Annotated in this window: 18 protein-coding genes; 9 read left to right on the forward strand and 9 right to left on the reverse strand. The window is 73.0% G+C overall.

All coding sequences use genetic code 11. From position 1 onward, the window contains the following. Positions 1-35 precede the first annotated feature (35 nt). Entirely contained in the window at positions 36-1,115 is a 1,080-nt protein-coding gene (locus tag ACIQM4_RS20700) for an aminotransferase class V-fold PLP-dependent enzyme (protein WP_401593447.1), read from the reverse strand. A gap of 134 nt (positions 1,116-1,249) precedes the next feature. After that, entirely contained in the window at positions 1,250-1,954 is a 705-nt protein-coding gene (locus ACIQM4_RS20705; protein WP_401594139.1) for a DsbA family oxidoreductase, read from the reverse strand. Between the two features lie 201 nt (positions 1,955-2,155). On the opposite strand from ACIQM4_RS20705, the gene ACIQM4_RS20710 reads away from it, so the two are divergent. Beyond that, positions 2,156-3,613 carry a peptidoglycan D,D-transpeptidase FtsI family protein gene (locus tag ACIQM4_RS20710; protein WP_401593450.1) on the forward strand — a complete coding sequence of 486 codons (1,458 nt, stop codon included), beginning with the start codon at positions 2,156-2,158 and terminating at the stop codon, positions 3,611-3,613. Positions 3,614-3,673: 60 nt separating this feature from the next. On the opposite strand, the gene ACIQM4_RS20715 is transcribed toward ACIQM4_RS20710, so the two are convergent. Both ACIQM4_RS20715 and ACIQM4_RS20720 read right to left on the reverse strand, forming a co-directional pair. Then, a complete protein-coding gene (locus ACIQM4_RS20715) occupies positions 3,674-5,014 on the reverse strand; it encodes a S28 family serine protease (protein ID WP_401593452.1) in 1,341 nt (446 codons plus the stop codon). Positions 5,015-5,124: 110 nt separating this feature from the next. Continuing rightward, complete coding sequence (locus tag ACIQM4_RS20720) at positions 5,125-5,811, reverse strand: TIGR03086 family metal-binding protein (protein WP_401593455.1); 687 nt, start codon at positions 5,809-5,811, stop codon at positions 5,125-5,127. A 216-nt stretch (positions 5,812-6,027) separates the two neighbouring features. Between ACIQM4_RS20720 and ACIQM4_RS20725 the strand changes: the two genes are divergently transcribed. Continuing rightward, positions 6,028-6,840, forward strand: a complete 813-nt coding sequence (locus ACIQM4_RS20725) for an NAD-dependent epimerase/dehydratase family protein (RefSeq protein WP_401593458.1) — start codon at positions 6,028-6,030, stop codon at positions 6,838-6,840. 238 nt (positions 6,841-7,078) lie between these two features. On the opposite strand, the gene ACIQM4_RS20730 is transcribed toward ACIQM4_RS20725, so the two are convergent. Beyond that, positions 7,079-8,050, reverse strand: a complete 972-nt coding sequence (locus tag ACIQM4_RS20730) for an AraC family transcriptional regulator (protein WP_401593461.1) — start codon at positions 8,048-8,050, stop codon at positions 7,079-7,081. 93 nt (positions 8,051-8,143) lie between these two features. Between ACIQM4_RS20730 and ACIQM4_RS20735 the strand changes: the two genes are divergently transcribed. The 3 genes from ACIQM4_RS20735 to ACIQM4_RS20745 all read left to right on the forward strand — a co-directional run bounded on the left by ACIQM4_RS20735 (position 8,144) and on the right by ACIQM4_RS20745 (position 10,109). After that, positions 8,144-8,362 carry a hypothetical protein gene (locus tag ACIQM4_RS20735; RefSeq protein WP_401593464.1) on the forward strand — a complete coding sequence of 73 codons (219 nt, stop codon included), beginning with the start codon at positions 8,144-8,146 and terminating at the stop codon, positions 8,360-8,362. Between the two features lie 223 nt (positions 8,363-8,585). Then, positions 8,586-9,824, forward strand: a complete 1,239-nt coding sequence (locus tag ACIQM4_RS20740; RefSeq protein ID WP_401594142.1) for a TerD family protein — start codon at positions 8,586-8,588, stop codon at positions 9,822-9,824. A 99-nt stretch (positions 9,825-9,923) separates the two neighbouring features. Further along, positions 9,924-10,109, forward strand: coding sequence for a hypothetical protein (locus ACIQM4_RS20745; RefSeq protein ID WP_401593466.1), 186 nt, complete (start codon positions 9,924-9,926; stop codon positions 10,107-10,109). A gap of 107 nt (positions 10,110-10,216) precedes the next feature. Here the strand turns inward: ACIQM4_RS20745 and ACIQM4_RS20750 are convergent, their stop codons facing one another. Beyond that, positions 10,217-10,444 carry a hypothetical protein gene (locus tag ACIQM4_RS20750; protein WP_185025425.1) on the reverse strand — a complete coding sequence of 76 codons (228 nt, stop codon included), beginning with the start codon at positions 10,442-10,444 and terminating at the stop codon, positions 10,217-10,219. Positions 10,445-10,802: 358 nt separating this feature from the next. On the opposite strand from ACIQM4_RS20750, the gene ACIQM4_RS20755 reads away from it, so the two are divergent. Both ACIQM4_RS20755 and ACIQM4_RS20760 read left to right on the forward strand, forming a co-directional pair. Then, positions 10,803-13,337 carry a PQQ-binding-like beta-propeller repeat protein gene (locus ACIQM4_RS20755; protein WP_401593469.1) on the forward strand — a complete coding sequence of 845 codons (2,535 nt, stop codon included), beginning with the start codon at positions 10,803-10,805 and terminating at the stop codon, positions 13,335-13,337. 269 nt (positions 13,338-13,606) lie between these two features. Next, positions 13,607-14,377 (forward strand): SDR family NAD(P)-dependent oxidoreductase, encoded by a 771-nt coding sequence (locus ACIQM4_RS20760; protein WP_401593472.1) that lies wholly within the window; start codon positions 13,607-13,609, stop codon positions 14,375-14,377. Positions 14,378-14,564: 187 nt separating this feature from the next. Here ACIQM4_RS20760 and ACIQM4_RS20765 read toward each other — a convergent pair whose 3' ends face one another. Next, entirely contained in the window at positions 14,565-16,037 is a 1,473-nt protein-coding gene (locus tag ACIQM4_RS20765; protein WP_401593475.1) for a hypothetical protein, read from the reverse strand. A 234-nt stretch (positions 16,038-16,271) separates the two neighbouring features. Between ACIQM4_RS20765 and ACIQM4_RS20770 the strand changes: the two genes are divergently transcribed. Further along, on the forward strand, positions 16,272-18,134 hold the full coding sequence (locus ACIQM4_RS20770) for an endonuclease/exonuclease/phosphatase family protein (RefSeq protein ID WP_401593478.1): 1,863 nt from the start codon (positions 16,272-16,274) through the stop codon (positions 18,132-18,134). Positions 18,135-18,305: 171 nt separating this feature from the next. Here ACIQM4_RS20770 and ACIQM4_RS20775 read toward each other — a convergent pair whose 3' ends face one another. Further along, positions 18,306-19,040 carry a DUF4232 domain-containing protein gene (locus ACIQM4_RS20775; RefSeq protein ID WP_401593480.1) on the reverse strand — a complete coding sequence of 245 codons (735 nt, stop codon included), beginning with the start codon at positions 19,038-19,040 and terminating at the stop codon, positions 18,306-18,308. A gap of 145 nt (positions 19,041-19,185) precedes the next feature. Between ACIQM4_RS20775 and dapA the strand changes: the two genes are divergently transcribed. Next, positions 19,186-20,088 carry a 4-hydroxy-tetrahydrodipicolinate synthase gene (dapA, locus tag ACIQM4_RS20780; RefSeq protein WP_401593482.1) on the forward strand — a complete coding sequence of 301 codons (903 nt, stop codon included), beginning with the start codon at positions 19,186-19,188 and terminating at the stop codon, positions 20,086-20,088. A gap of 41 nt (positions 20,089-20,129) precedes the next feature. On the opposite strand, the gene dapD is transcribed toward dapA, so the two are convergent. Next, positions 20,130-21,119, reverse strand: coding sequence for a 2,3,4,5-tetrahydropyridine-2,6-dicarboxylate N-succinyltransferase (gene dapD, locus ACIQM4_RS20785; protein ID WP_401593485.1), 990 nt, complete (start codon positions 21,117-21,119; stop codon positions 20,130-20,132). Positions 21,120-21,162 lie beyond the last annotated feature (43 nt).

Below are 21,162 nucleotides of genomic sequence, written 5' to 3' on the forward strand. Positions count from 1 at the left end.
GCCGGGAGCCGTCCCCCGGCGGTGCCGCCGTTCCCCTACTCCGCCGTCGCCAGCACCTCCAGCACCCGCTCCACGTCCTGTGCCGTGTTGTACAGGTGGAACGACGCCCGCAGGTTCCCCGCCCGCGCGGACACCATGACCCCGGAGCGGGCGAGGGTCTCGGCACGGTCGCCGAGCCCCGGTACGGCGACCACCGTCGAGCCGGGCGCGTCGACCGGTGTGTGCCCCAGCGCCGCCAGGCCGTCCCGGAAGAGATCCGCCAGAGCGACGTTGTGCGCGTGGACGGCGTCGACGCCCAGGGACTCCAGCAGCCCGAGCGACGCCACCGCCCCCTCGTAGCAGAGGAACGGCGCGGCGGCGTCGAACTTCCGCGCGGTGGGAGCGAATTCGGTCACCGGGCCGTACGTGCTCCCCCAGGTGTCCGCCGCCGCCAGCCAGCCCGCCTGCACCGGCACGGTCCGCTCCTGGACCTCTTCCGAGACCGTCAGGAACGACGTCCCGCGCGGGCTGAGCAGGTACTTGTAGCCCCCGGCCACCGTGTAGTCGTAACCCCCGGCCGAGGTCGCCAGCCAGCCCACGGACTGGGAGGCGTCGAGCAGCGTGCGCGCGCCGTGCGCGGCGGCCGCGGCGCGTACGGCTGCGCCGTCGGCGATCCGGCCGTCCGCGGACTGCACCGCGGACCAGGCGACCAGGGCCGTTTCCGGGCGCACCTCTGCGGCCAGTTCCGCCAGCGGGACGTAGCGCACCTTCAGGTCGCCGCGCGCGGAGAAGGGAGTGACCAGCGACGCGAACTCACCCTCGGGGGCGAGCACTTCACTGCCCGCCGCGAGGGAGGCGGCGACCACGGCCACGTGCACCGCGACCGAGGTGCCGAGCGCGACACGGTCCGCGCCGACGCCGACCAGCCGTCCGTACGCGGCGCGCGCCTCCTCGAAGGACTCGAAGGAGCCGGGGTTGGCGTGGGCGCCGGTGGCGTTCTGCCGGACGAGCGCGGTGACCGCCTCGACCGTACGGCGCGGGGTCAGGCCGTACGACGAGGTGTTGAGGTAGGTGGTCTCAGGGGCGAATTCCTCGGGAGCCAGGTTGCCGAGTGCGTGCGCGGGAGACGTCGTCATGCACAAGACTGTGCCCGCGCGGACAACTCCCCGTCCACCGGGAATCACTCCCGGCGCTCAACTCCCCGTCCGCCGGGGACCGCTCCCGGCGCTCAACTCCCCGTCCGCCGGGGACCGCTCCCGTGGCGGACTCCCTAGGAGCAGTTGCCGTCCGCGTCACAGGTTTCGCCCTGCTCAGACCCGCCCAGGGGGGTCAGCGGGGCGCGCCCCTGCCACGCCTGCTCCAGCGCCTGGGTGAAGACCTCGGCGGGCTGGCCGCCTGAGACCCCGTAACGGCGGTCGAAGACGAAGAACGGCACGCCGTTCGCGCCCAGTTCGGCCGCCTCCCGCTCGTCGGCGCGCACCTCGTCGGCGTACGCCTGCGGATCGGCGAGCACCTCGCGCGTCCGCGCCTCGTCGAGCCCGGCCGCGACCGCCAGCCCCACCAGCACCTCGTCGTCGAAGACGGAGTGCTCCTCGGCGAAGTTCGCCCGGTATGCGAGATCGAGCAGCTCGCTCTGCAGACCGTGCTCCTTCGCCAGGTGCAGGATCCGGTGGATGTCGAAGGTGGAGCCGTTGTCCCGGCCGTCGACCAGGTAGCCGAGGCCTTCCGCGTGCGCGTGGGAGGCGACGGTGGCCTCCATGGTCCGCGCCTCCTCGGGGGTGCGCCCGTACTTCTGGGCCAGCAGGTCCACGACGGGAACGACGTCGTCCTTGGCCCGGCCGGGGTCCAGCTCGAAGGAGCGGTGCACCACCTCGACGTCGCCGCGGTGAGCGAAGTCGGCCAGCCCCTTCTCGAAGCGGGCCTTGCCGACGTAGCACCAGGGGCACGCGATGTCGGACCAGATCTCTACGCGCAGGGGGGCGGGCGTGGTCATGATTCTTCGTCTCCCGGTCTCACACAAGTACAAGCATCAACAAAAGGAACAACAAGGGGGTCAACCGGAGCGGCCCGGCGCGCATTCCCGCAGCGCGCCCGCGAGGCCATGCCGTATGAAGAAAACATGAGAAGAGGTACGTAACGGAACTACTGCCCTTGCTCGCTCGTCCTCCAGGTCAGGATGAACAAGACGATCAGGCACGCCGCTGTCTTCTGTCTGCTGCTCGTCCTCGCGCTGCTGGTGCGGGTGACCTGGGTGCAGGCGTACGACGGCAAGGCACTCGCGGACAACCCGGACAACCGGCGGAACATCATCGCGCAGTACGCGAACCCGCTCGGGAACATCATCGTGGCCGGCTCACCGGTCACCGGATCGACGAGGACGGAGGGCGGTGACCTCGCGTACAAGCGCACCTACACCGACGGCGAGCTCTACTCGGCCGTCACCGGCTACAGCTCACAGGTGTACGGGGCCAGCCAGCTGGAGGGCATCTACAGCAAGGTCCTCGACGGCACCGACGACCGGCTGAAGAACCCCGCGGACGTGCTCACCGGCAAGCACACCCGGCCGGGCAACGTGGTGACGACCATCGACCCGGCCGTGCAGAAGGCCGGTTTCGAGGCGCTGGGCGACAACAAGGGCGCCGCCGTCGCGATCGATCCGAAGTCCGGCCGGATTCTCGGCATGGTGAGCACCCCTTCGTACGACCCGTCGAAGATCGCCGGGCAGGGCGACGGCGAGGCCTGGCGGAAGCTGTCGGCCGGGGACGACGAGGACAAGGCGATGACCAACCGGGCGATGCGCCAGCCGCTGCCCCCCGGCTCCACGTTCAAGCTGGTCGTGGCGTCGGCCGCACTGGAGAACGGCCTGTACGACTCGGTGGACACCGCGACGGACAGCCCCGACCCGTACACCCTTCCCGGCACCAGGACCGTCCTGCACAACGAGAACAGGTCCGCCCCCTGCGAGAACGCCACCCTGCGTACGGCCCTCAAGTACTCCTGCAACAACGTCTTCGCGAAGCTGGCCGCCGACCTCGGCCAGGACAAGGTGAGGGCGATGGCGGAGAAGTTCGGCTTCAACAACGACAAGCAGGACGTGCCGGTACGGGCGTACGAGAGCGTCTACCCCAAGGGCATGGACAAGGCGCAGACGGCGCTGAGCGGCATCGGCCAGTTCGACGTGACGGCGACGCCGCTGCAGATGGCGATGGTGTCCGCGGCGCTCGCCAACGGCGGGGAGCTGGCGGACCCGCACATGGTGTCCGAGGTGACGAACGCGGGCGGCGACGCGCTGGAGAAGTACGAGGACGGCGAGAGCACCCGGGTCGTCTCGGAGCACACCGCCGAGCAGCTGCGCAGCGCGATGGTCACGGTCGTCGAGGACGGCACGGGCACGAACGCCAAGGTCCCCGGCGCGGAGGTCGGCGGAAAGACGGGCACCGCGCAGCACGGCGTGAACAACAGCAAGACGCCGTACGCCTGGTTCACGTCGTACGCGAAGGACTCCGCCACCGGCAAGGAGGTCGCGGTGGCGGTCCTGATCGAGAGCTCGGGCGCGGCCCGCGAGGAGGTCAGCGGAAACGGTCTGGCCGCACCGGTGGCGCAGAAGATGATGAAGGCCGCACTGAGCGGCTGAGGCACGTGCGGCGGGTGCGGCGGCGGAGCTGCACCGCCGCCGCCGCACCCGCCCCGTCGGCTACTGAACGCCCGCCCACCGCTTCACGGTCGCCTCGGCCTCGGCGCGCTGCTCCGGGACGAGCTTGGAGATCAGGGCGCCGTGGTTGGAGTTCGGCGCCACGTACAGGTGCGAGTCGTGGCGCGAGGGACGGTAGCGCTCCGCGCTCCACGGGTCGTTCTGCCCGTACACGAACATCATCTGCCTGCCCTGCTTGCTGACCCAGCGGTCGACGTCCTTGGCCTCCCAGCCGCTGTACGAGGTGCGCATGCCGGCGGGCAGCAGGGAGTTGGGCTGATAGATGTCCGGGTAGTTGCGCACGTCCCGCAGGTGCTTGAACTTCAGGTCGGCCCAGCCCAGCTGGGAGGCGGCCTGACGGTAGTACGGGCCGGTGCCCGCGGGGCCCGCGTCGGCGTCCGAGTAGATGGACAGGCCGTGGCCGAGCGACCAGTCGTACAGCTCCTTGTCGGTGGCCTTCTTGGCGTCAGGGACGGTCGGGCAGTTGGTGTACGAGCCGGACTGCCAGAAGTTCCAGACCTGGTCCAGGACGGAGAACTCGTAGGCCCTGTCGCTCGTGCCGAGCTGCTTGAAGGTGAGGCCCTGCTCCTTGGACGTGGCCTCGAACAGCGGCAGGATGCTCTCCCGGCGGACCAGCATCTCGCGCTGCACGGCGTCGAGCGCGGCACGGCACTCGGGCGTGCCGACGGTCTTGAAGAAGTCGTCGTAGACCCGGTCGTCTCGGTTGTTCGCGTCGTTGGGCGCGACGTAGGCGACGACGGCGTCGAGGTCCTCCGGGTAGAAGCGCTCGTGGTAGACCTGCGTCATGCCGCCCTTGCTGGCGCCGGTGCCCAGCCACTTCGCCTTGTAGACGCGCTTCATGGCCTGCACGATGCGGTGCTCGTCGGCGGCCTCCTGCTCGATGGTCAGCTTGCGCCAGTCGGTCTTCCCCGCGGGGACCGACTTGTCGAAGAAGCGGTGCTCGACGCTGATCTGGTTGGCACCGAGGAGCGTGGTGATCTCACGGGTGCCGGAGGACAGGGTGTAGCCGCCGGTGTAGTGCACCATGGGGGCGGTCTCGGCCTGGTGCCACAGGGTGAACTGCTGCTCGAAGGAGCCGCGGCGCGGGTTGTCGTGGTCGATGGGCTGTCGCAGCGTCAGGGTGAAGAAGGGGCGGCCCTCCTTCTGGGTCTCCGAGACGATCCGCAGCCCGGGGATCTTCTCCAGCTTCTCGCGAATGGTGGCAGCCGGGGCCGCCGCACCCGCTTCCGCGGTGGGCGCCGCGGTGGCGGCGCCTCCGGTGAGCACGCTGGTGGCGGCTATGAGACCGGCGCAGAACAGGGCGGGAACTACTCTCGTACGCACGCTGATTCCCCTCGGGCGGATGGTGACGCAGTGAGGTGTGCGCCACAGCCACGCATCGTATGCGCGGCCGTCCGCCCGGTGTCAGCCCTCCGGCTGGAGAACCGGGATCTTCACCCGGTACGCCCCTCGCTCCCCGGCACACCTTCGCCTCCTTCGCCTCCTTCGCCTCCTTCGTCCCCTTTCGGGCCGCACGCCCGCGGTGACCATCCCGGGTCGCGGCCGCCGAGGCCCACCACACGGTCCAGGAAGGGCGATCCGTACGGCACGTCGACGACCGGGGCGAACATCGGGGCACGGGCGGGGTTGTCGGCCTCCGGGGCGAGCAGGGCGTACACCACCTGGAGGCTCGGCTTGTCGCAGTGGAAGGCCTGGCCGGTGGCGCGGGCCAGGTCCCAGCCGTGCAGGACGAGTTCGCCCAGCGAGATCTGGGCGACGACCCCGGCGGGCAGCGTCGTGCCGTCGACGACGGCCGCCCCCTCCCAGGCCTCGTGGCGGTGCCAGCAGTCGGCGAGCTCGGCGATCCGGCGGGGCAGCTCGCGGCGCCAGTCACCGGACAGCACGCACGCACCTGCCCCCGCCGCCGTCCCCGTCCGCACCCTCTTCGCCGCGGCGTCGCTCAACACCGCGCTCAGCCCGTGGAGATGGCCCAGCAGGTCCCGCACGGTGAACTCCTCGCAGGGCGTGGCCGCGTCCAACCAGCCGTCGTGGACCCCTTCGACGAGCCGGGCGAGCCGCCGCGCCGCGGGCCGGAGGTCGAACACGACGGCGGTGGCGGCGTCGGTCGTGATGGTGGCCATGAGGTCCCTCTCCCTGGGGTCGCCGGCCGCAGCCGGCAACGGCGTCCAAGGAGAGACCCCGCCCGCCCCGAGAACTCATCGGCCGCCCGGGAATTTCTCCGCGAAACGCCGTGCAGCGGCGACCACTTGACTCGGTACGACCGCGCTACCTAGCGTCACGACGTTCGGCCGGCCCCGTCGGCGCCCCACCGCGGACACTCCCGAGGAGACTCCTCCATGCCCGATGCTCCCCGCACTCTCCTGCTCACCGGCGCGGCCGGCGGCATCGGCACCCTGATGCGGGGACTGCTGCCCGCGTACGGATACGAGCTGCGGCTCTTCGACGCGACGCCGATCGAGGGCGAACCCACCGCGGTGACCGCCGACCTCGGTGACAAGCACGCGTTGCGTGAGGCCGTCGAGGGTGTCGACGCGATCGTGCACCTGGCGGGCATCTCGCTGGAGGCCCCGTTCGAGAAGATCCTCAGGTCGAACATCGAGGGGACCTACAACCTCTTCGAGGCGGCCCGCGAGGAAGGGGTGCGCCGGGTCGTGTACGCCTCCAGCGTCCACGCGGTCGGCTTCACCCCGATGCCGGGCCCTGAGGGCCCGCCGGTGCCCGTGGCGACCCCGCACCGCCCGGACACCTTCTACGGGCTGTCCAAGGCGTTCGGTGAGGACCTCGCCCAGCTGTACCGGGACCGGGACGGGCTGGAGACGGTGTCCGTGCGGATCGGCGCGTGCTGCATGGAGCCGACCTCGGTACGGATGCTCTCCACGTGGCTGAGCCCGGGGGACGCCGCACGCCTCTTCGACGCGGCGCTGACCGCACCGGACGTGGGGCACACCGTGGTGTACGGGTCGTCCGCCAACACCCGGCTGCGCTGGGACCTCTCCTCCGCGCGCGCCCTCGGCTACGTGCCGCGGGACGACTCCGAGCAGTACGCGCCCAAGCTGCTCGCCGAGCACGGTGAACCCGTGCCGGGGGACGCGGAGCACGACTTCCTGGGCGGCTCGTTCTGTACCGACCCGCCGCAGTGGCCCTACTGATCCCTGGCCGAAAAGATGTGCGGGCCCGGCCGTCAACGGTTGGGGGGAGCCGGCCGGGCCCGTGCTCGCGGGGTCTTCCGCTCCCGGCGACCCGGTCCGCCGATGAGTATCGCCGACGAACTCACCGGGCGGCCGGTTGCTGCGAACGTGCCCGCGATGCGATCAACCTAGAACGGTTCGCCCCGCCGCCCGATCCGCATCGCGCGCCCGCTGTCCGGATTGCGCGGCGAACCGCGCGTCACCGGCCCCTGAGGGTCTGCGAAGGCGTCTCGCCGAAGCGCGCCCGGTAGGCGGCCGCGAACCTGCCCAGGTGCGCGAACCCCCACCGGTAGGCGACCTCGGCGACCGTGGGCGCGCCGGCGCCGTCGAAGTTCCGCGCGCCGGAGTCCAGTTCCTGGTGCACCCGGTCCAGCCGTACGTCCCGCAGGTACGCGGTCGGCGACTTCCCCACATTCTTGCGGAAGCCCTCCTGGAGGCTCCGCACGCCGACCTGCGCGACGGCGGCGAGCGAGGCCGCCGTGTACGGGTGTTCGGGGTGCGCGTGGATGGCGTCCAGCGCGCGCTTGACCGGGGCCGGCCGCAACGCGGGGGCGGGCGCGAGCAGTTCCTCGCGGTACGGGTGGTCGGCAGCCAGCAGCAACCCGTTGAGCAGCGCCTCCTGGAGCGGTCCCGCCATCAGGGGTTGCGCGCCAAGTCCCCCGGCGTCGCGGGTCTCCTCCACCGCCCACCGCAGCAGCCGGGCCCAGCCCAGGCCCGCACCGCGGGCGATGTCGAGCTGCGGGGCGAACTCGACGCGCTCCGGCAGATCCCGGTCGAGCAGGCGCTCCAACTGGGCGTGCAGCGCGGCCGGTTCGATCTTCACGGCGAGCAGCCGGCAGTCGTCGCTCCAGTGGTCGATGCCGGTGTCGCCCGCCGGGTCGAGCACGGCGGCGTGGCGCGCGGTGGCGACGGCTGCCGCCCGCCCCTCCTGCCGCCAGGCGAGGCTGCCGGACAGCGGCACGTTCACGTGGTAGGAGCCCAGCTCACCCACTCTCATCCGGATGTCGGTGCCTATCCGTATGTCGCCGACCGTCAGCGCGCCGACCCGCGCGCTGTCGATCCTGGCCTCGAACGCGCCCGGGGTGCCGAGCGGGTCGATGAAGGTGCTGTAGAACGACTCGGCGATCGCCAGGCGCACCTGGTCGAGATCCGAGGTCACGAAGGTCTCCACGTCCGCCAGGGTAAGACGCGGCAGAGACCGTACGGGCAGCCCCGGGGCTGAAATTCGCTCGCGGAACGGCCCGGCTGCGCTCAGGCTGTGCGCATGCCCAAGCCTGCTGGATTCAGTTACGTGCGCCGCCCGGACGGCGCTGTCCTCATCACCCACCGCGCGCGTGCCGCGACGACGCTGCGGGGCGGCCGCGCGGAGAAGTTCCTCGCCGAGGTGGAGTCGGGGGACGCGCAGCTCGTGATGGCCCGGTGGACCGGCGCCTACAAGTTCGGCAACGAGCGCCGGGCCCGCGAACATCCACGGAACCGCTGATCACCCCCGTGGTACCGGGCCGGTGAGGACCGGGAGGGACCGCCGCCGGGGCACCCGGTCACCGGGAGGGACCGCCGCCGGGGCACCCGGTCACCGGAAGGGACCACCGGCGGGGCACCCGGTGGCGTACCGTCCGGCCGTCCCGGCTGGGCCGTGCGGGGAATTCGTCGCAAGGTAAGGGAACGGCAAAGCCGTCCCGGTCGTTACCTGTGACATGACCGCAATGACCCCTGGCTCGAACATTCCGCTTCCCACCGCCCGCGTGGCCGTGGACGTGGCCGCACCGGTGCGGCTCGACGTATCGGGCCTGCTGCTCACCGCCGACGGCAAAGTGCGCTCCGACGACGACTTCATCTTCTACAACCAGCCCGCGGGCCCGGGTGTGAGTTACCGCTCCGGCGGCGGCACCGCCCCGGACGCGATCGTGGTGGACACCGGGGCGCTCCCTCCCGGCATCGAGCGGGTCGTGGTCACCGCGAGCCCGGACGCGGCCGGCCAGACCTTCCAGGGCATCGAGCCCACCGCCACGGTGCGCGGCGCCGACGACAACGGTGTGATCGCGTCCTTCACACCGCCGAAGCTGGGCTCCGAGACGGCGCTGGTGGTCGTGGAGGTCTACCTCCGTAACGGCGCCTGGAAGGTCCGGGCGGTCGGCCAGGGATATGCGAACGGCCTGGCGGGCATCGCCACCGACTTCGGTGTCTCGGTGGAAGAGCCCGCCCCCGCCGCGGCCCCCACCCCTGCCGCCGCACCCGCGCCTCAGGCTGCCGCCGCGCCGCCGTCCGCCCCCACGCCTTCCTACGACCCCCGGGTGACCGCCGCGCAGACCCCGGCCGCGCCCCCGGCCGCAGGTGCGCCCGCCGCGCCGGCGTCCGCGGGCTCTGGCAAGATCAACCTGGACAAGGGGCGGGTCAGCCTCCAGAAGAACCAGACGGTGTCCCTGGTCAAGGGCGGCAAGCCGCTGCTGTCCCAGGTCAAGATGGGTCTCGGCTGGGAGCCCGCGTTCCGCGGCAAGGACATCGACCTGGACGCCTCGGTCATCGCGTACGACTCGAACCGCAAGCACATCGACAGCTGCTACTTCGGCAAGCTCTCGATCCTCAACGGAGCGATCAAGCACTCCGGCGACAACCTCACCGGTGAGGGCGCGGGTGACGACGAGGTCATCGTGGTCGACCTGGGCCGGATCCCGACGGAGGCGATGGGGCTGGTCTTCACGGTGAACTCCTTCACTGGGCAGAAGTTCAGCGAGGTGGCGAAGGCCTACTGCCGTCTGCTGGACGCCGCGACCGGCGAGGAGCTGGTCCGGTTCGACCTGACCGGTGCCGAGCCGCAGACGGGCGTGATGATGGCCAAGCTGGTGCGGCAGTACAGCGGCGAATGGGAAATGACCGGAATGGGCAACTTCGTCAAGTCCCGTACGGTGCGCGGCATGGTGAAGCCCGCGGCGCAGGCGCTGTAGCGGGGGCCGGGTTTCCGGGGGACGGAGCGGTGGGGCGCGTGACAGACACCACGTGCGCGAAGGGTTTGGGTACCGGTGCCCGGACGTAGCCTGGAAGACATGTCCACCACCTCTCCGTCCGCCTCCGGGCCCCAGGCCCCCGGGGTGGATCAGACGAACACGGCGATACGCCGCCTCGTGGACGCGCAGACGACGGACGCGGCCTGGCCCTCGGAGGAGTACGAACTACTTCTCGTCGAATGGGCTGCCGCGATGCGCGACGAGGCGACGGAACCCGTCTCATAGCTCCGGCTCCGCCGGGCTCCCCACCCAGAAAAACGCCTCCGCCCCGTATCCCGATCGTGATGATCGAAGTACGGGGCGGAGGCGTTTTTTCCCGGAGCCGCGGAGGCTCAGAGCTTGGTCAACTTGGAGTAGGGGCTGAGAATCCGCCCCTGACGTCCGGAGAAGTCGATGAGTACGGCGAGGTCTCCCTCGACCCCCACGACTCTTCCGAGTCCGAATTGATCATGCGAAACCCGGTCTCCCACCTCATAGTTCTCAATGGGCGGGGCGGCCGGGGCCGGGACGTTGAAGGGACTGGACGGCAGGTGTCGCCGGGCTCCGGCTGGCTTTGTCATTACCTTCAGTATGCGCCCACCGGACGGCAGATGCCATGCCCGTCTCCCTGCCGCCTCCCTGGTCCGGCCCCTCACAGCCGTCCCACCGGCCCCACCAGGGGCGCTGAGCGGACCGTCCCGCTCCGGGCGGGAGAACCATTCCGGGCAGCCGCCCCGGCGGTCCCCCGACGGTGCACCGACCCGGGCGTGCCGGACGGAGTGAGACCGGGCGCACGCCCTTGACGCCGGCTTCGACAGGCGGCGTCCGGGGCAGCATGTGGTGCGTCACAGCGTGCCCCGCGCCGCAACCGTGCGCCCCTCGCGAGGCGTCGCACACAGCGTCCGGCGCCGTCCGGGCGAACGGGAGGGAACCGAGGAAATGGCAGCCGCAGCGTCCGCAGCCGGGCCGACGCAGTACCACGTCGTCGCGCCGCTCGGAGAGGGCGGCACGGGCCGGGTGCAGCTCGCTCGCAGCCCTGCCGGGCGGCTGGTCGCCCTGCGCACCGTACATCCGCACCTGGCCGCCGATCCGGGGTTCCGGGAGCGGTTCCGCCGGGAGGTCGTGGCGGCCCGCGCCGTGGACGTCCGCTCCGCCGCAGCCGTGCTGGACTGCGGCACGCAGGACGAACTCCCCTGGCTGGCAGTCGAGTTCTGCGCGGGGCCGTGCCTCGTCGACGCGATCAGCACGCTCGGCCCCCTGGACCCGGCAGCTCTCGGCAGTCTCGGTGCCGCACTCGCAGAGGCGCTCGCCGCGATCCACGCCGCGGGGCTCGTGCACCGCTGCCTGGGGCCCTCGAACGTCGTCGTCACCCGGGACGGCCCGAAGATCCTCGACTTCGGCATCGCGCAGGACGCCGTCCAGGCGCGGGACGACCGGGCGGGTGGCGCGGGCGGCCGAGCGAGTGGCGCAGGCGGCGCGGGCGGCCAGGCGGGCACGCTCGGCTTCGTCGCGCCCGAGCAGCTTCCCGGCGGGCCGGACGCGGAAGTGGGCCCGCCGGCCGACGTGTTCGCCCTCGGCGCGCTCCTCGCCCTGTCGAGCACCGGCCGCAATCCGTACGGGTCGGGGACCGCCGCACAGGTCCTGCACCGCACTTTGCACGAGCCGCCCGACCTGGTGGGCGTGCCGGGCGAGGAGTGGCCCGGCTTCCTGCGGCGCTGCCTCGCCATGGAACCGGCGGACCGCCCGTCCGTGGCGGAGGTGCTCGCCTGGTGCGCCGGGCGGGCAGGGCCCCCGTGGTGGGAGTCGGAACCGATCACCGGGGCGGTGCGCGAGCACGAGGAGGCGACGGCCGAACTTGTGGCCGCCGAAACGGAGTTCGACGAGAAGGCAGAGGAGATACCGGAGGCGTTCCGGACGCCGCCCCCGTCCCGCACCTCGGCCGACGCACCGGGCCGACGGCCGACGCCCACGCCGTACGAACGACGGCCGAGAACAGCGCCCGCACCGCACGGGCGCCAGTCGGCGACACCTCCCGTATCGCGCGGGCAGCGGTCGGCAACACCTCCCGCATCGCGCGGGCAGCGGTCGGCGCCCGCCCTCGCCCCATCCGCTCGGTCCGCCCGCCCGGCGGCCCCTCCCGTCGATGCGGGCGCCACGGCCGTCGCGGCCGTGCCCGCTGCCCCTCGTAGGCGGTTTCTGGCCTGGGCGGGTGCGGTGGCGGCCGCGGTGACGGGTACGACGGCGGCGGCCGTGCTCCTGGCCGACGACGACGCGCCCCCCGCTGCCGAGGCTGCCCGGTCGAAGTCGCTCGCGCGCGGCGGGCGGCAGGGGATCACGGTCTGGAGCCGCACCCTCGCCACCCCGACCGGCCCCGGCGACGAGCTGCTGCTCGACGGTGACGCGCTGTACGTCCGTACGGACCGGGCACTGACCCGGCTGCACCCGGCGACGGGCGAGGTGCGTTGGCGGTACGAGGCCGGCGGCGCCCCCCTGAGCTGCGTACGGCCGCAAGGGGCCACGGTGTTCGTACTGCGGCTGCCGCCGGGGGCGCCGGAGATCGTCGCGCTGGACGCGGCGACCGGGGCTCGCCGCTGGTCGACCGGTGACCCGGCGAAGAATCCCTTCCGTCCCCCGGCGGTCGACGAGCCGGCCGTCGAGTCCGAAGGGCCCTCCGCCCACCTGGCCGTCTCCCCCGCCGTCGTCTGCCTCGTCACGCACGCAACGGCGAGCACCCTGGCGGAGCAGCGCGCGACGCCGGGCAACCGCTGGCGCGCGTACGGGTTCGGGGCGCGGGACGGCGAACCGCTCTGGCACCGGGCGGGAGGTGTGACGGGGGTCCCCGCGGTCCATCAGGACGGCGGCAGGCTCGCCGTCGCCACCTCCGAGCGGCCGGTGTCGCCGCGCGATCCGGCGGGTGGACCGCTGGTGGTGCTGCGGGACCGGGACGGCACGGTGGAGCGGGAGATCGAGAACGGCTCGGCCCACCCCCAGGCCCATCCCGGTTCCTCGGGGTTCCGCCACTACCCGGGGCGCGCGGCGGTGGAGGCGGTGGAGCTGGCGACCGGGAAGCGGCGCTGGTCGCGGCCCGCGCACGCCGGGGTGAGCGTCACCCCGGCCGCGACGGCGGGGCTGGTGCACACCGGTTCCCAGGGCGATCTGCGCGCCCTGGACGCGGCCACCGGCCGGGAGCGCTGGGTACGCACGGACGTCCGTCGCGTCGACGGCGCCGAGGGGGCGCCGCCGCTGGTGGCGGACGGCCTGCTGTACGCCTCGGGCCCCGACCCGTCCGCCACCGGTTCCCCCGGGCTGCACCGGGCCTGGGGCCTGCACGCGCTGGACGCGAGGACGGGCGCGCCGGTGTGGGCGGCGCCGGTGGAGGGGCTGACCGGGGCACGGGCCGTGGCGGGCGGCGGCCTGGTGCACCTGTACTTGGCGGGCACCGTACGGACCTTGCGCGGCCCGGCCGACGATTGAACGGACAAGGCGAACACCGCGGACGCGGCGAGCACACCGAACGCCGCGAACACCGCGAACACGGCGGACACGGCGGACATCGGGGCCGGCCGCGGGTGCCGGCGCACCTCCGGGGCATGATCGACAGCAGCGCCGGCTTCACGCGTCCCGGCACGGGCGACCCGGACCGAGCGACCCGGACCGGGTGGCCCGGACCCGGTGGCCCGGGCACGGGTGACCCGCCCCGTGCGGTCCGCTCCCTCTGCTTCCCTTCCGAAAGGCCCCGCCCCATGACTCCCTTCCCCGCCACCCGCCGTCGCGTTCTCGTCAGCGGGGCCTCCCGCGGGCTCGGCCGCGCACTCGCGCAGGCCTTCGCCGCCAACGGTGACCGGGTGGCTGTGCACTTCGGCTCGCGGCATCCCGAGGCCGAGGAGACGTATGCGTCCCTCGCCGGTACGGGTCACGTGCTCGCCGGCGGTGACCTGTCCACGCCGGCCGGGGCACGGGCCGTCGCGGACGCCGCGGCCGAGGGACTCGGCGGGCTCGACGTCCTGGTGAACAACGCGGCCGTGAACCTCGCCCACCCGCTCGCCACCACCTCGTACGAGGACTGGGCGGCGCTCTGGCAGCAGCACGTCTCGGTCAACCTCCTGGCGACGGCCAACCTCAGCCATCTCGCGGCACGCCGGATGATCGAACAGGGCGGCGGCGGGCGGATCGTGAACGTCGGCTCGCGCGGGGCGTTCCGCGGGGAGCCCGACCACCCGGCGTACGGGGCCACCAAGGCGGCGGTGCACGCCCTGGGCCAGTCGCTCGCGGTGCACCTGGCGCCGCACGGCATCGCGGTCGCGTCCGTGGCGCCCGGTTTCTTCGAGACGGAGCGGGTGGCGCACCGGCTGTCCGGCGCCGAGGGCGAGGCGATCCGGGCGCAGAGTCCGTTCGGCCGGGTGGCGTCGGCGGACGAGATCGCGTCGGCGGTGCTGTGGCTGGCCTCCCCCGCGGCGGAGTGGGCGTCCGGGACGGTGCTGGACCTCAACGGGGCTTCACACCTGCGCACCTGAGCCCGCACACCCGGGCCGACGCCGTTACCGCCCGAAACCCCGTACCTGTCCGGCTCCCCCGCCGCCGCCCACGGCCTGCCGCACCTCCAACCGACCCCTGCCGACGGCGACCGCGCCCCGTACGCCGATGCCCGCGGCCGACCGCACCTCCGGTCCCAACGCCCCCCGCCAACGGCCGTCGGCCGCCCTACCCCCTGGACCGTGCCTTGAACGCCGCCTTCTTGGCCTCCTTGGCCACCTTCTTCTCCGGGTGCAGCCGTCCCATCGCCTCCAACACCCCTGCCGTCGCCGGGTGTTCCACCCGCCATGCCGAGTCGAAGAAACCGGTGTGCCGGCCGACGAGGCCCACCACCAGCTCCTCCAGCTCCGGCGTCTCGCCCGCCGCGTCCAGCTGGGCGGCGATCGTGTCGACGGCCAGCCAGAACACCATCTCCTCCGGCGGGGCGGGCACCTGTGCCGCGCCGCGCTCGGCGAGCCAGACCCGCGCGAGCCCGCCCAGTTCCGGGTCGTCGAGCACCGCCCGTACGGACGGCTCGGCCGTGTCCCCCACCAGGGACAGGCCCTGCTGGCAGCGCAGCCGGCGCAGCGGGGCGCCCGGGTCGGTGCCGCGCGCGGCCGCCAGCAACTCCCTTGCCGCCTCCACCGGTTCACGCCGCGCGAGCCACTGCTCGGTCTCGGCCCGGCCCGCCAGTTCGGGGAAGTACGCGATCTTGTCGAGGAGGACGTCGGCCCCCTTGTCGGCGAGGTCGCCGACCGCCGGGGCGTCGACACCGGCCTCCAGCATCCGGGCCCGTACGCCGTACAGCCCGAGCGGGGTGAGCCGTACCATCCCGTAGCGGGAGACGTCCTCCTCGTCGGGCTCCAGCGCCCCGCCGCCCTCCTCCGGCTCCTCGGCCAGCAGTGCCTCGTCCACCGGCGTGTACTCCACCAGGCCCACCGGCTCCAGCACCCTGAACTGGTCGTCGAGGCGCATCATCGCGTCCGAGACCTGTTCCAGCACGTCGTCCGTCGGCTCACCCATGTCGTCGGGGACGATCATCGAGGCGGCCAGCGCGGGCAGCGGCACCAGGCCGTCGCCGGACCCGCCGTCGGCGACGCTCAGCAGGTACAGGTTGCCGAGGACGCCCTCCAGGAAGTCCGACTCCTGCTGCGGGTCCCAGTCGAGCGCGCCGAAGTCGATCTCGCCGTCCTCGCCGAGGAGCGCGCCGAGGTCGTCGAGCACCGGCGCGGTCGCGTCGGCGAACGCCGTCTCGAAGGCCTCCAGCCACAGCCCGAGCACGTCCTGCGGGCTGCCGCCGGCGAGCACCGCGAGTGCCTCCCCGGGTGCGGCCGTGCCGTGGGCGTCCGGCGCGTCGGGGTCCACGGGGTCGGTGACGTCGACGAGCCCGGTGTCCACCGCGGTCCGCCACGCCTCGCTCGCGAACGCGGCCGCGTCCTGCTCGTCCTCCACCCCGTCCGCCACACCCAGGGCCAACTCGGCTGCGGCGAGGGGTAGTTGCTCCTCGACGAGCTCACCGCCCGCACCCACCCGGGTGTCCGGAGAGGCCCAGCGGGCGAGCTTGACGGCGCGCGCGAACAACGGCGCGGCCAGCGCGTCCCGCGCCAGCTCCGCCTCCGGGTGCAGCCGCACCGGCGGCAGGGTGGGACGGTCTTCGGACATCTGGGGGTTCTCCTCGGGGCACGTGCCTGCGGGCGCATCGGTTTGAGCGGACCCCAGCGTAGACGCATTTGCACCGATCCCATGGGGTTCATGTACCCGTCAGGTTTCGTGCACCCCGCGCTCACTCGCCGAACCTTGACAACACCCGTACGCACGCAAGAGATTGACGCGCGTAGAACTCTTTCCTGCGCGGCTGTGCAGCCGTCCAGCAGCCCTCACCCCCGGAGTCCACAGATGACGTCCCGCCGCTCTCTGCCGAAGGCCCGCCTGCCGAGAACCACCGCGGTCGCCACCCTCCTCACCACCGCCCTCGCCGCCGGACTGCTGTCCGGCGCCGGTTCCGCCACCGCGGCGGACGCCGTGGCCGGCGAGGTCCGTATCCACGACATCCAGGGCTCCACCCGCCTCTCTCCGCTGGCCGGGCAGCAGGTCGCCGACGTGGCGGGCGTGGTCACCGGTGTCCGGACCTACGGCTCGAAGGGCTTCTGGTTCCAGGACCCGAAGGGTGACGGCAATCCGGCCACCAGCGAGGGCATCTTCGTCTTCACCAGTTCGAACCCGACGGTCGCCCCGGGCGACGCGGTCCAGGTCTCGGGCACGGTCACCGAGTACGTTCCCGGCGGCGCGGCCTCGGGCAACCAGTCCCTCACCCAGCTCTCGAAGGCCACGGTGACGGTCCTGTCGTCCGGCAACGCGATACCCGCCCCGGTCACCGTCTCCGCCCGCACCGTGCCCTCCCGCTACGCCCCGGCGGGCGACCCGGCCGCCGGCGGCAGCATCAACGCGCGTCCGCTGGAACCCCGCCGCTACGCCCTCGACCTCTACGAGTCCCTCGAAGGCGTCAACGTCCGCGTCGGCACCTCCCGCGTGGTCGGCGCCACCGACGCCCACGCCGAGCTGTGGGTGACCGTCAAGCCCCACGAGAACGGCAACAGGCGCGGCGGCACGGTCTACGGCTCGTACGACGCGCAGAACACCGGCCGCCTGCAGATCCAGCAGCTGGCACCGCTCGCCCAGCAGCCGTTCCCGAAGGCGAACGTCGGCGACGTGCTGTCCGGCGGCGCGAGCGGCCCGCTCGACTTCAACCAGTACGGCGGCTACACGATCGCCGCGAACACCCTGGGCAAGGTGGTCGACCGCGGGCTTGAGCGCGAGCGGACCCGGGCGCAGGGCCGCGGCGAGCTGGCCGTCGCCACGTACAACGTGGAGAACCTCGACCCGACCGACCCGCAGGAGAAGTTCGACGCGCTCGCCAAGGCGGTCGTGGACAATCTCGCCTCGCCCGACATCATCGCGCTCGAAGAGATCCAGGACGACAACGGCGCGAAGAACGACGGCACGGTCACCGCGGCGGCGACGGTACGAAAGTTCACGGACGCGATCGCCGCGGCGGGCGGGCCCTCGTACGCCTGGACGTCGATCGACCCGCAGGACAACAAGGACGGCGGCGAGCCCGGCGGCAACATCCGTCAGGTGTTCCTGCACAACCCGGCCCGGGTCTCCCTCACCCACCGCGCGGGCGGCGACGCGACGACCGCCACCGGTGTCGTGCGGGAGAAGGGCCGCGCCGCCCTCACGCTCTCCCCCGGCCGTGTCGACCCGTCCAACACCGCCTGGGAGAACAGCCGCAAGCCCCTGGCGGCCGAGTTCCGCTTCCGTGGCGAGCCGGTGATCGTCGTCGCCAACCACTTCGGCTCCAAGGGCGGCGACGAGGCGCTGACCTCGCACCACCAGCCGCCGGTCCGCTCCTCGGAGGCGCGCCGCCTCCAGCAGGCTCAGACCGTCAACGGCTTCGTCAAGGACGTCCTGAAGGCCGACCGCCGCGCGAAGGTCCTGGTGCTCGGCGACATCAACGACTTCGAGTTCTCCGCGACGACGAAGGCCCTGACGGCGGGCGGTGCACTCAACGCGGCCGTCAAGTCCCTTCCGCGCAGCGAGCGTTACTCGTACGTCTTCCAGGGCAACACCCAGGTGCTGGACCAGATCCTGACCAGCCCCGCGATCGACGACTTCGCCTACGACAGCGTGCACATCAACGCGGAGTTCGCCGACCAGAACAGCGACCACGACCCGCAGGTGCTGCGCCTGCGCCCGTAGGTTCCGCCGCGGCGGGGGGGGGGGGGGGGGGGGGGGGCCGCGGCCCCCCCCCCCCCCCCCCCCCCACCGCCCGTCGCCGCCGAGGCCCGCGAGCCCCGTCGCCCGTCGCCGCAGAGGCCCGCGAGCGCCACCGCCCGTCGCCCCCGTCGCCGCCGAGCACCCGGCGGACCGTCAGCGGGGCCTGCCCGGCGCCCACGGGGTGACGTCGAACGCGTCGACCATCCGCACGTCGTCGGCCAGCGTGAAGCTGCGCGCGTGGTGGCCTGGACCCGCCGCGATCTCCAGTGCCCGCGCCTCCTCCACCCCGTCGTAGGGCCGCCAGTCGAGCCGCGAGTACGCGACGCCGCCGGGCGGCAGTACGACCACGGTGTCCGTCTTCTTGCCCTCCTCGCGGACGTTCACCTCGACGTCGAGCGCCCTGCCCTCGGCGTCGTAGGCCTTGACGGATGGCCGGCCCGAAAGCTTGTAGGGCGTACTGCCGCAGTTGGTGAGCGTGAGGGTGGCCAGCCGGTGCATCAGGGCGGCCTGGATCTCGCCCATGTCCACCCGCAGGCCCGCGGGACAGTCCTGCGCCACGGGCGGGCTGTACGAGGCGCCGGGCGGGCGCGCCGGGGCCGGCGGGGCGGCCGGGCGCCCGGGGCGTGCCGCCGCGGTCTCCGACGGGGCGGCCGGGCGGCCTGCCGGGGGCTGCATCGGGGTGGCCGGGCGGCCTGCCGGGGGCTGCGGCGGGGTGGTCGCACCACGCCCGCCCCTCGCGGCGGTCCGCGTCGGCGACGGCGGCGCGTCGCTTCCGGCCGACCGCTGCTCCCCCTCGCCCGCCGGCACGAGGAACCCGTCGCAGCCGGTCAGGGCCATCGTGCCGAGCAACAGCACCGCTGCCGCCCGCACGCTCGTACGCGCACCCACGTCGCCGTTCCCCCCGCCCGCACGGACCGCTCCGTGCTCCCATGACGCGATCTTGCCAGAGCCCGACAACCGTCCACCTGCGCCCACCCTTTGAGCGGAAGAATCCCGGTGGACCGTTACGGTGCCCGGGCGCGAGACTGCGATCATGACCACACCCGCCGCCCCGTTCGGCCGCGCCCTCTGCGCGATGATCACGCCCTTCACGCCCCGCGGTGACGCGCTCGACCTGCCGGGGGTCCAGCAGCTGGCCAGTCGTCTGGTCTCCAACGGGGGCTGCGACGGCCTCGTCCTGAACGGCACCACCGGCGAGTCCCCGACCACCAGCGACGCCGAGAAGACCGCTCTGGTACGTGCCGTGCGCGAGGCGGTCGGTCCGGACGTCCCGGTCCTCACCGGGGTCGGCAGTGCGCACACCGCGCACACCGTCGAGCTCGCACGGCAGGCCGAACTCGCGGGCGCCGACGGCCTGCTGGTGGTCTCCCCGTACTACAGCCGGCCGCCCCAGGCCGCGCTCGAAGCGCACTTCCGCCGGGTCGCCGACTCGGTCGGCGTCCCCGTCATGCTGTACGACATCCCGGGCCGCACCGGCGTCCGCATCGAACCGGACACCGTGCTGCGGCTCGCGGAGCACCCGCGCATCACCGCGCTCAAGGACTGCGCGTTCGACCTGCTCGGCAGCGCCAAGGTGATCGCCAGCACCGGCCTCGCGTACTACGCGGGCAGCGAGGAACTGAACCTGCCGCTGCGCGCGGTCGGCGCCGTCGGTTTCGTCAGTACGGTCGCGAACGCCGCCCCGCACGCCCTGCGGGCCGCCCTCGACGCGTACGACCGGGGTGACGTCGCGGCGGCGACCCGCCACCACGGGCGCACCCTGCCGCTCGTCGAGCTGATGATGGCGGCCGGTCTGCCCGGCACGGTCACCGCGAAGGCGCTGCTCACCGCGCTCGGCCTGCCCGCGGGACCGGTCCGCGAACCGCTGCAGCCCGCCGCCACGGAGGTGACGGACGGGCTGCTGGCCGCCTACGAGGAGCTGACGCGTCAGGACTGATCCGGGCCTTGGAGGAAGCCCGGGAGGGCCACGGCGAGTACCTAGTTGTGGCTGTGCAGCACGTCGTTGAGTCCGCCCCAGACCGCGTTGTTCGGGCGGGCCTCGACGGCGCCGGAGACCGAGTTGCGGCGGAAGAGGATGTTCGAGGCGCCGGAGAGCTCGCGGGCCTTCACGATCTGCCCGTCGGGCATCGTGACGCGCGTACCGGCGGTGACGTAGAGGCCCGCCTCGACGACGCACTCGTCGCCGAGCGCGATGCCGACCCCGGCCTCGGCGCCGACCAGGCAGCGCTCCCCGACGGTGATGCGGACGTTGCCGCCGCCGGACAGGGTGCCCATCGTCGAGGCGCCGCCACCGATGTCCGAGCCGTCACCGACGACGACACCGGCCGAGATGCGGCCCTCCACCATGGAGGTGCCGAGCGTGCCGGCGTTGAAGTTCACGAAGCCCTCGTGCATCACGGTGGTGCCCGCCGCGAGGTGCGCGCCGAGGCGCACCCGGTCGGCGTCGGCGATCCGCACGCCCTTGGGCGCGACGTAGTCCGTCATGCGCGGGAACTTGTCGACCGAGGTCACCTGGAGGTGCAGGCCCTCGGCGCGCGCGTTGAGCCGCACCTCTTCGAGCGAGTCCACGGCGACCGGGCCGAGCGAGGTCCACGCGACGTTGGCGAGGAGGCCGAAGAGGCCGTCCAGGTTCTGGCCGTGCGGTCGCACCAGGCGGTGCGAGAGCAGGTGCAGGCGCAGGTACGCGTCGTGGGCGTCCAGCGGCTTGTCGTCCAGCGAGGCGATGACCGTACGGACGGCTACGACCTCCACGCCCCGGCGGGCGTCGGGGCCCACGGCCTTGGGCGCGGCAGCCCCGAGGAGTTCGGTCGCGCGCTCGGCGGAGAGGCGCTCGGTGCCCGAGGGGCCCGGTTCGGCGACGAGTTCGGGGGCGGGGAACCAGGTGTCCAGGACGGTGCCGTCGGCGGCGAGGGTGGCGAGTCCGGCGGCGACGGCGCCGGTGGTACGAGATGCAGTCGTATCGGTCATGACAGGAAACCTAACCGGCGGCCCCCCGCAGGGTCGAACCGGT

This window comes from Streptomyces sp. NPDC091272, assembly GCF_044757485.1.
Lineage (GTDB): Bacteria > Actinomycetota > Actinomycetes > Streptomycetales > Streptomycetaceae > Streptomyces.

Excerpts from the sequence above, each read along its gene's own strand:
- ACIQM4_RS20700 (WP_401593447.1), bottom strand. The coding sequence starts at position 1,115 with ATGACGACGTCTCCCGCGCACGCACTCGGCAACCTGGCTCCCGAGGAA.
- ACIQM4_RS20710 (WP_401593450.1), top strand. The coding sequence starts at position 2,156 with ATGAACAAGACGATCAGGCACGCCGCTGTCTTCTGTCTGCTGCTCGTC.
- ACIQM4_RS20720 (WP_401593455.1), bottom strand. The coding sequence starts at position 5,811 with ATGGCCACCATCACGACCGACGCCGCCACCGCCGTCGTGTTCGACCTC.
- ACIQM4_RS20725 (WP_401593458.1), top strand. The coding sequence starts at position 6,028 with ATGCCCGATGCTCCCCGCACTCTCCTGCTCACCGGCGCGGCCGGCGGC.
- ACIQM4_RS20735 (WP_401593464.1), top strand. The coding sequence starts at position 8,144 with ATGCCCAAGCCTGCTGGATTCAGTTACGTGCGCCGCCCGGACGGCGCT.
- ACIQM4_RS20740 (WP_401594142.1), top strand. The coding sequence starts at position 8,586 with ATGACCCCTGGCTCGAACATTCCGCTTCCCACCGCCCGCGTGGCCGTG.
- ACIQM4_RS20745 (WP_401593466.1), top strand. The coding sequence starts at position 9,924 with ATGTCCACCACCTCTCCGTCCGCCTCCGGGCCCCAGGCCCCCGGGGTG.
- ACIQM4_RS20750 (WP_185025425.1), bottom strand. The coding sequence starts at position 10,444 with ATGACAAAGCCAGCCGGAGCCCGGCGACACCTGCCGTCCAGTCCCTTC.
- ACIQM4_RS20755 (WP_401593469.1), top strand. The coding sequence starts at position 10,803 with ATGGCAGCCGCAGCGTCCGCAGCCGGGCCGACGCAGTACCACGTCGTC.
- ACIQM4_RS20760 (WP_401593472.1), top strand. The coding sequence starts at position 13,607 with ATGACTCCCTTCCCCGCCACCCGCCGTCGCGTTCTCGTCAGCGGGGCC.
- ACIQM4_RS20765 (WP_401593475.1), bottom strand. The coding sequence starts at position 16,037 with ATGTCCGAAGACCGTCCCACCCTGCCGCCGGTGCGGCTGCACCCGGAG.
- ACIQM4_RS20770 (WP_401593478.1), top strand. The coding sequence starts at position 16,272 with ATGACGTCCCGCCGCTCTCTGCCGAAGGCCCGCCTGCCGAGAACCACC.
- dapA (WP_401593482.1), top strand. The coding sequence starts at position 19,186 with ATGACCACACCCGCCGCCCCGTTCGGCCGCGCCCTCTGCGCGATGATC.
- dapD (WP_401593485.1), bottom strand. The coding sequence starts at position 21,119 with ATGACCGATACGACTGCATCTCGTACCACCGGCGCCGTCGCCGCCGGA.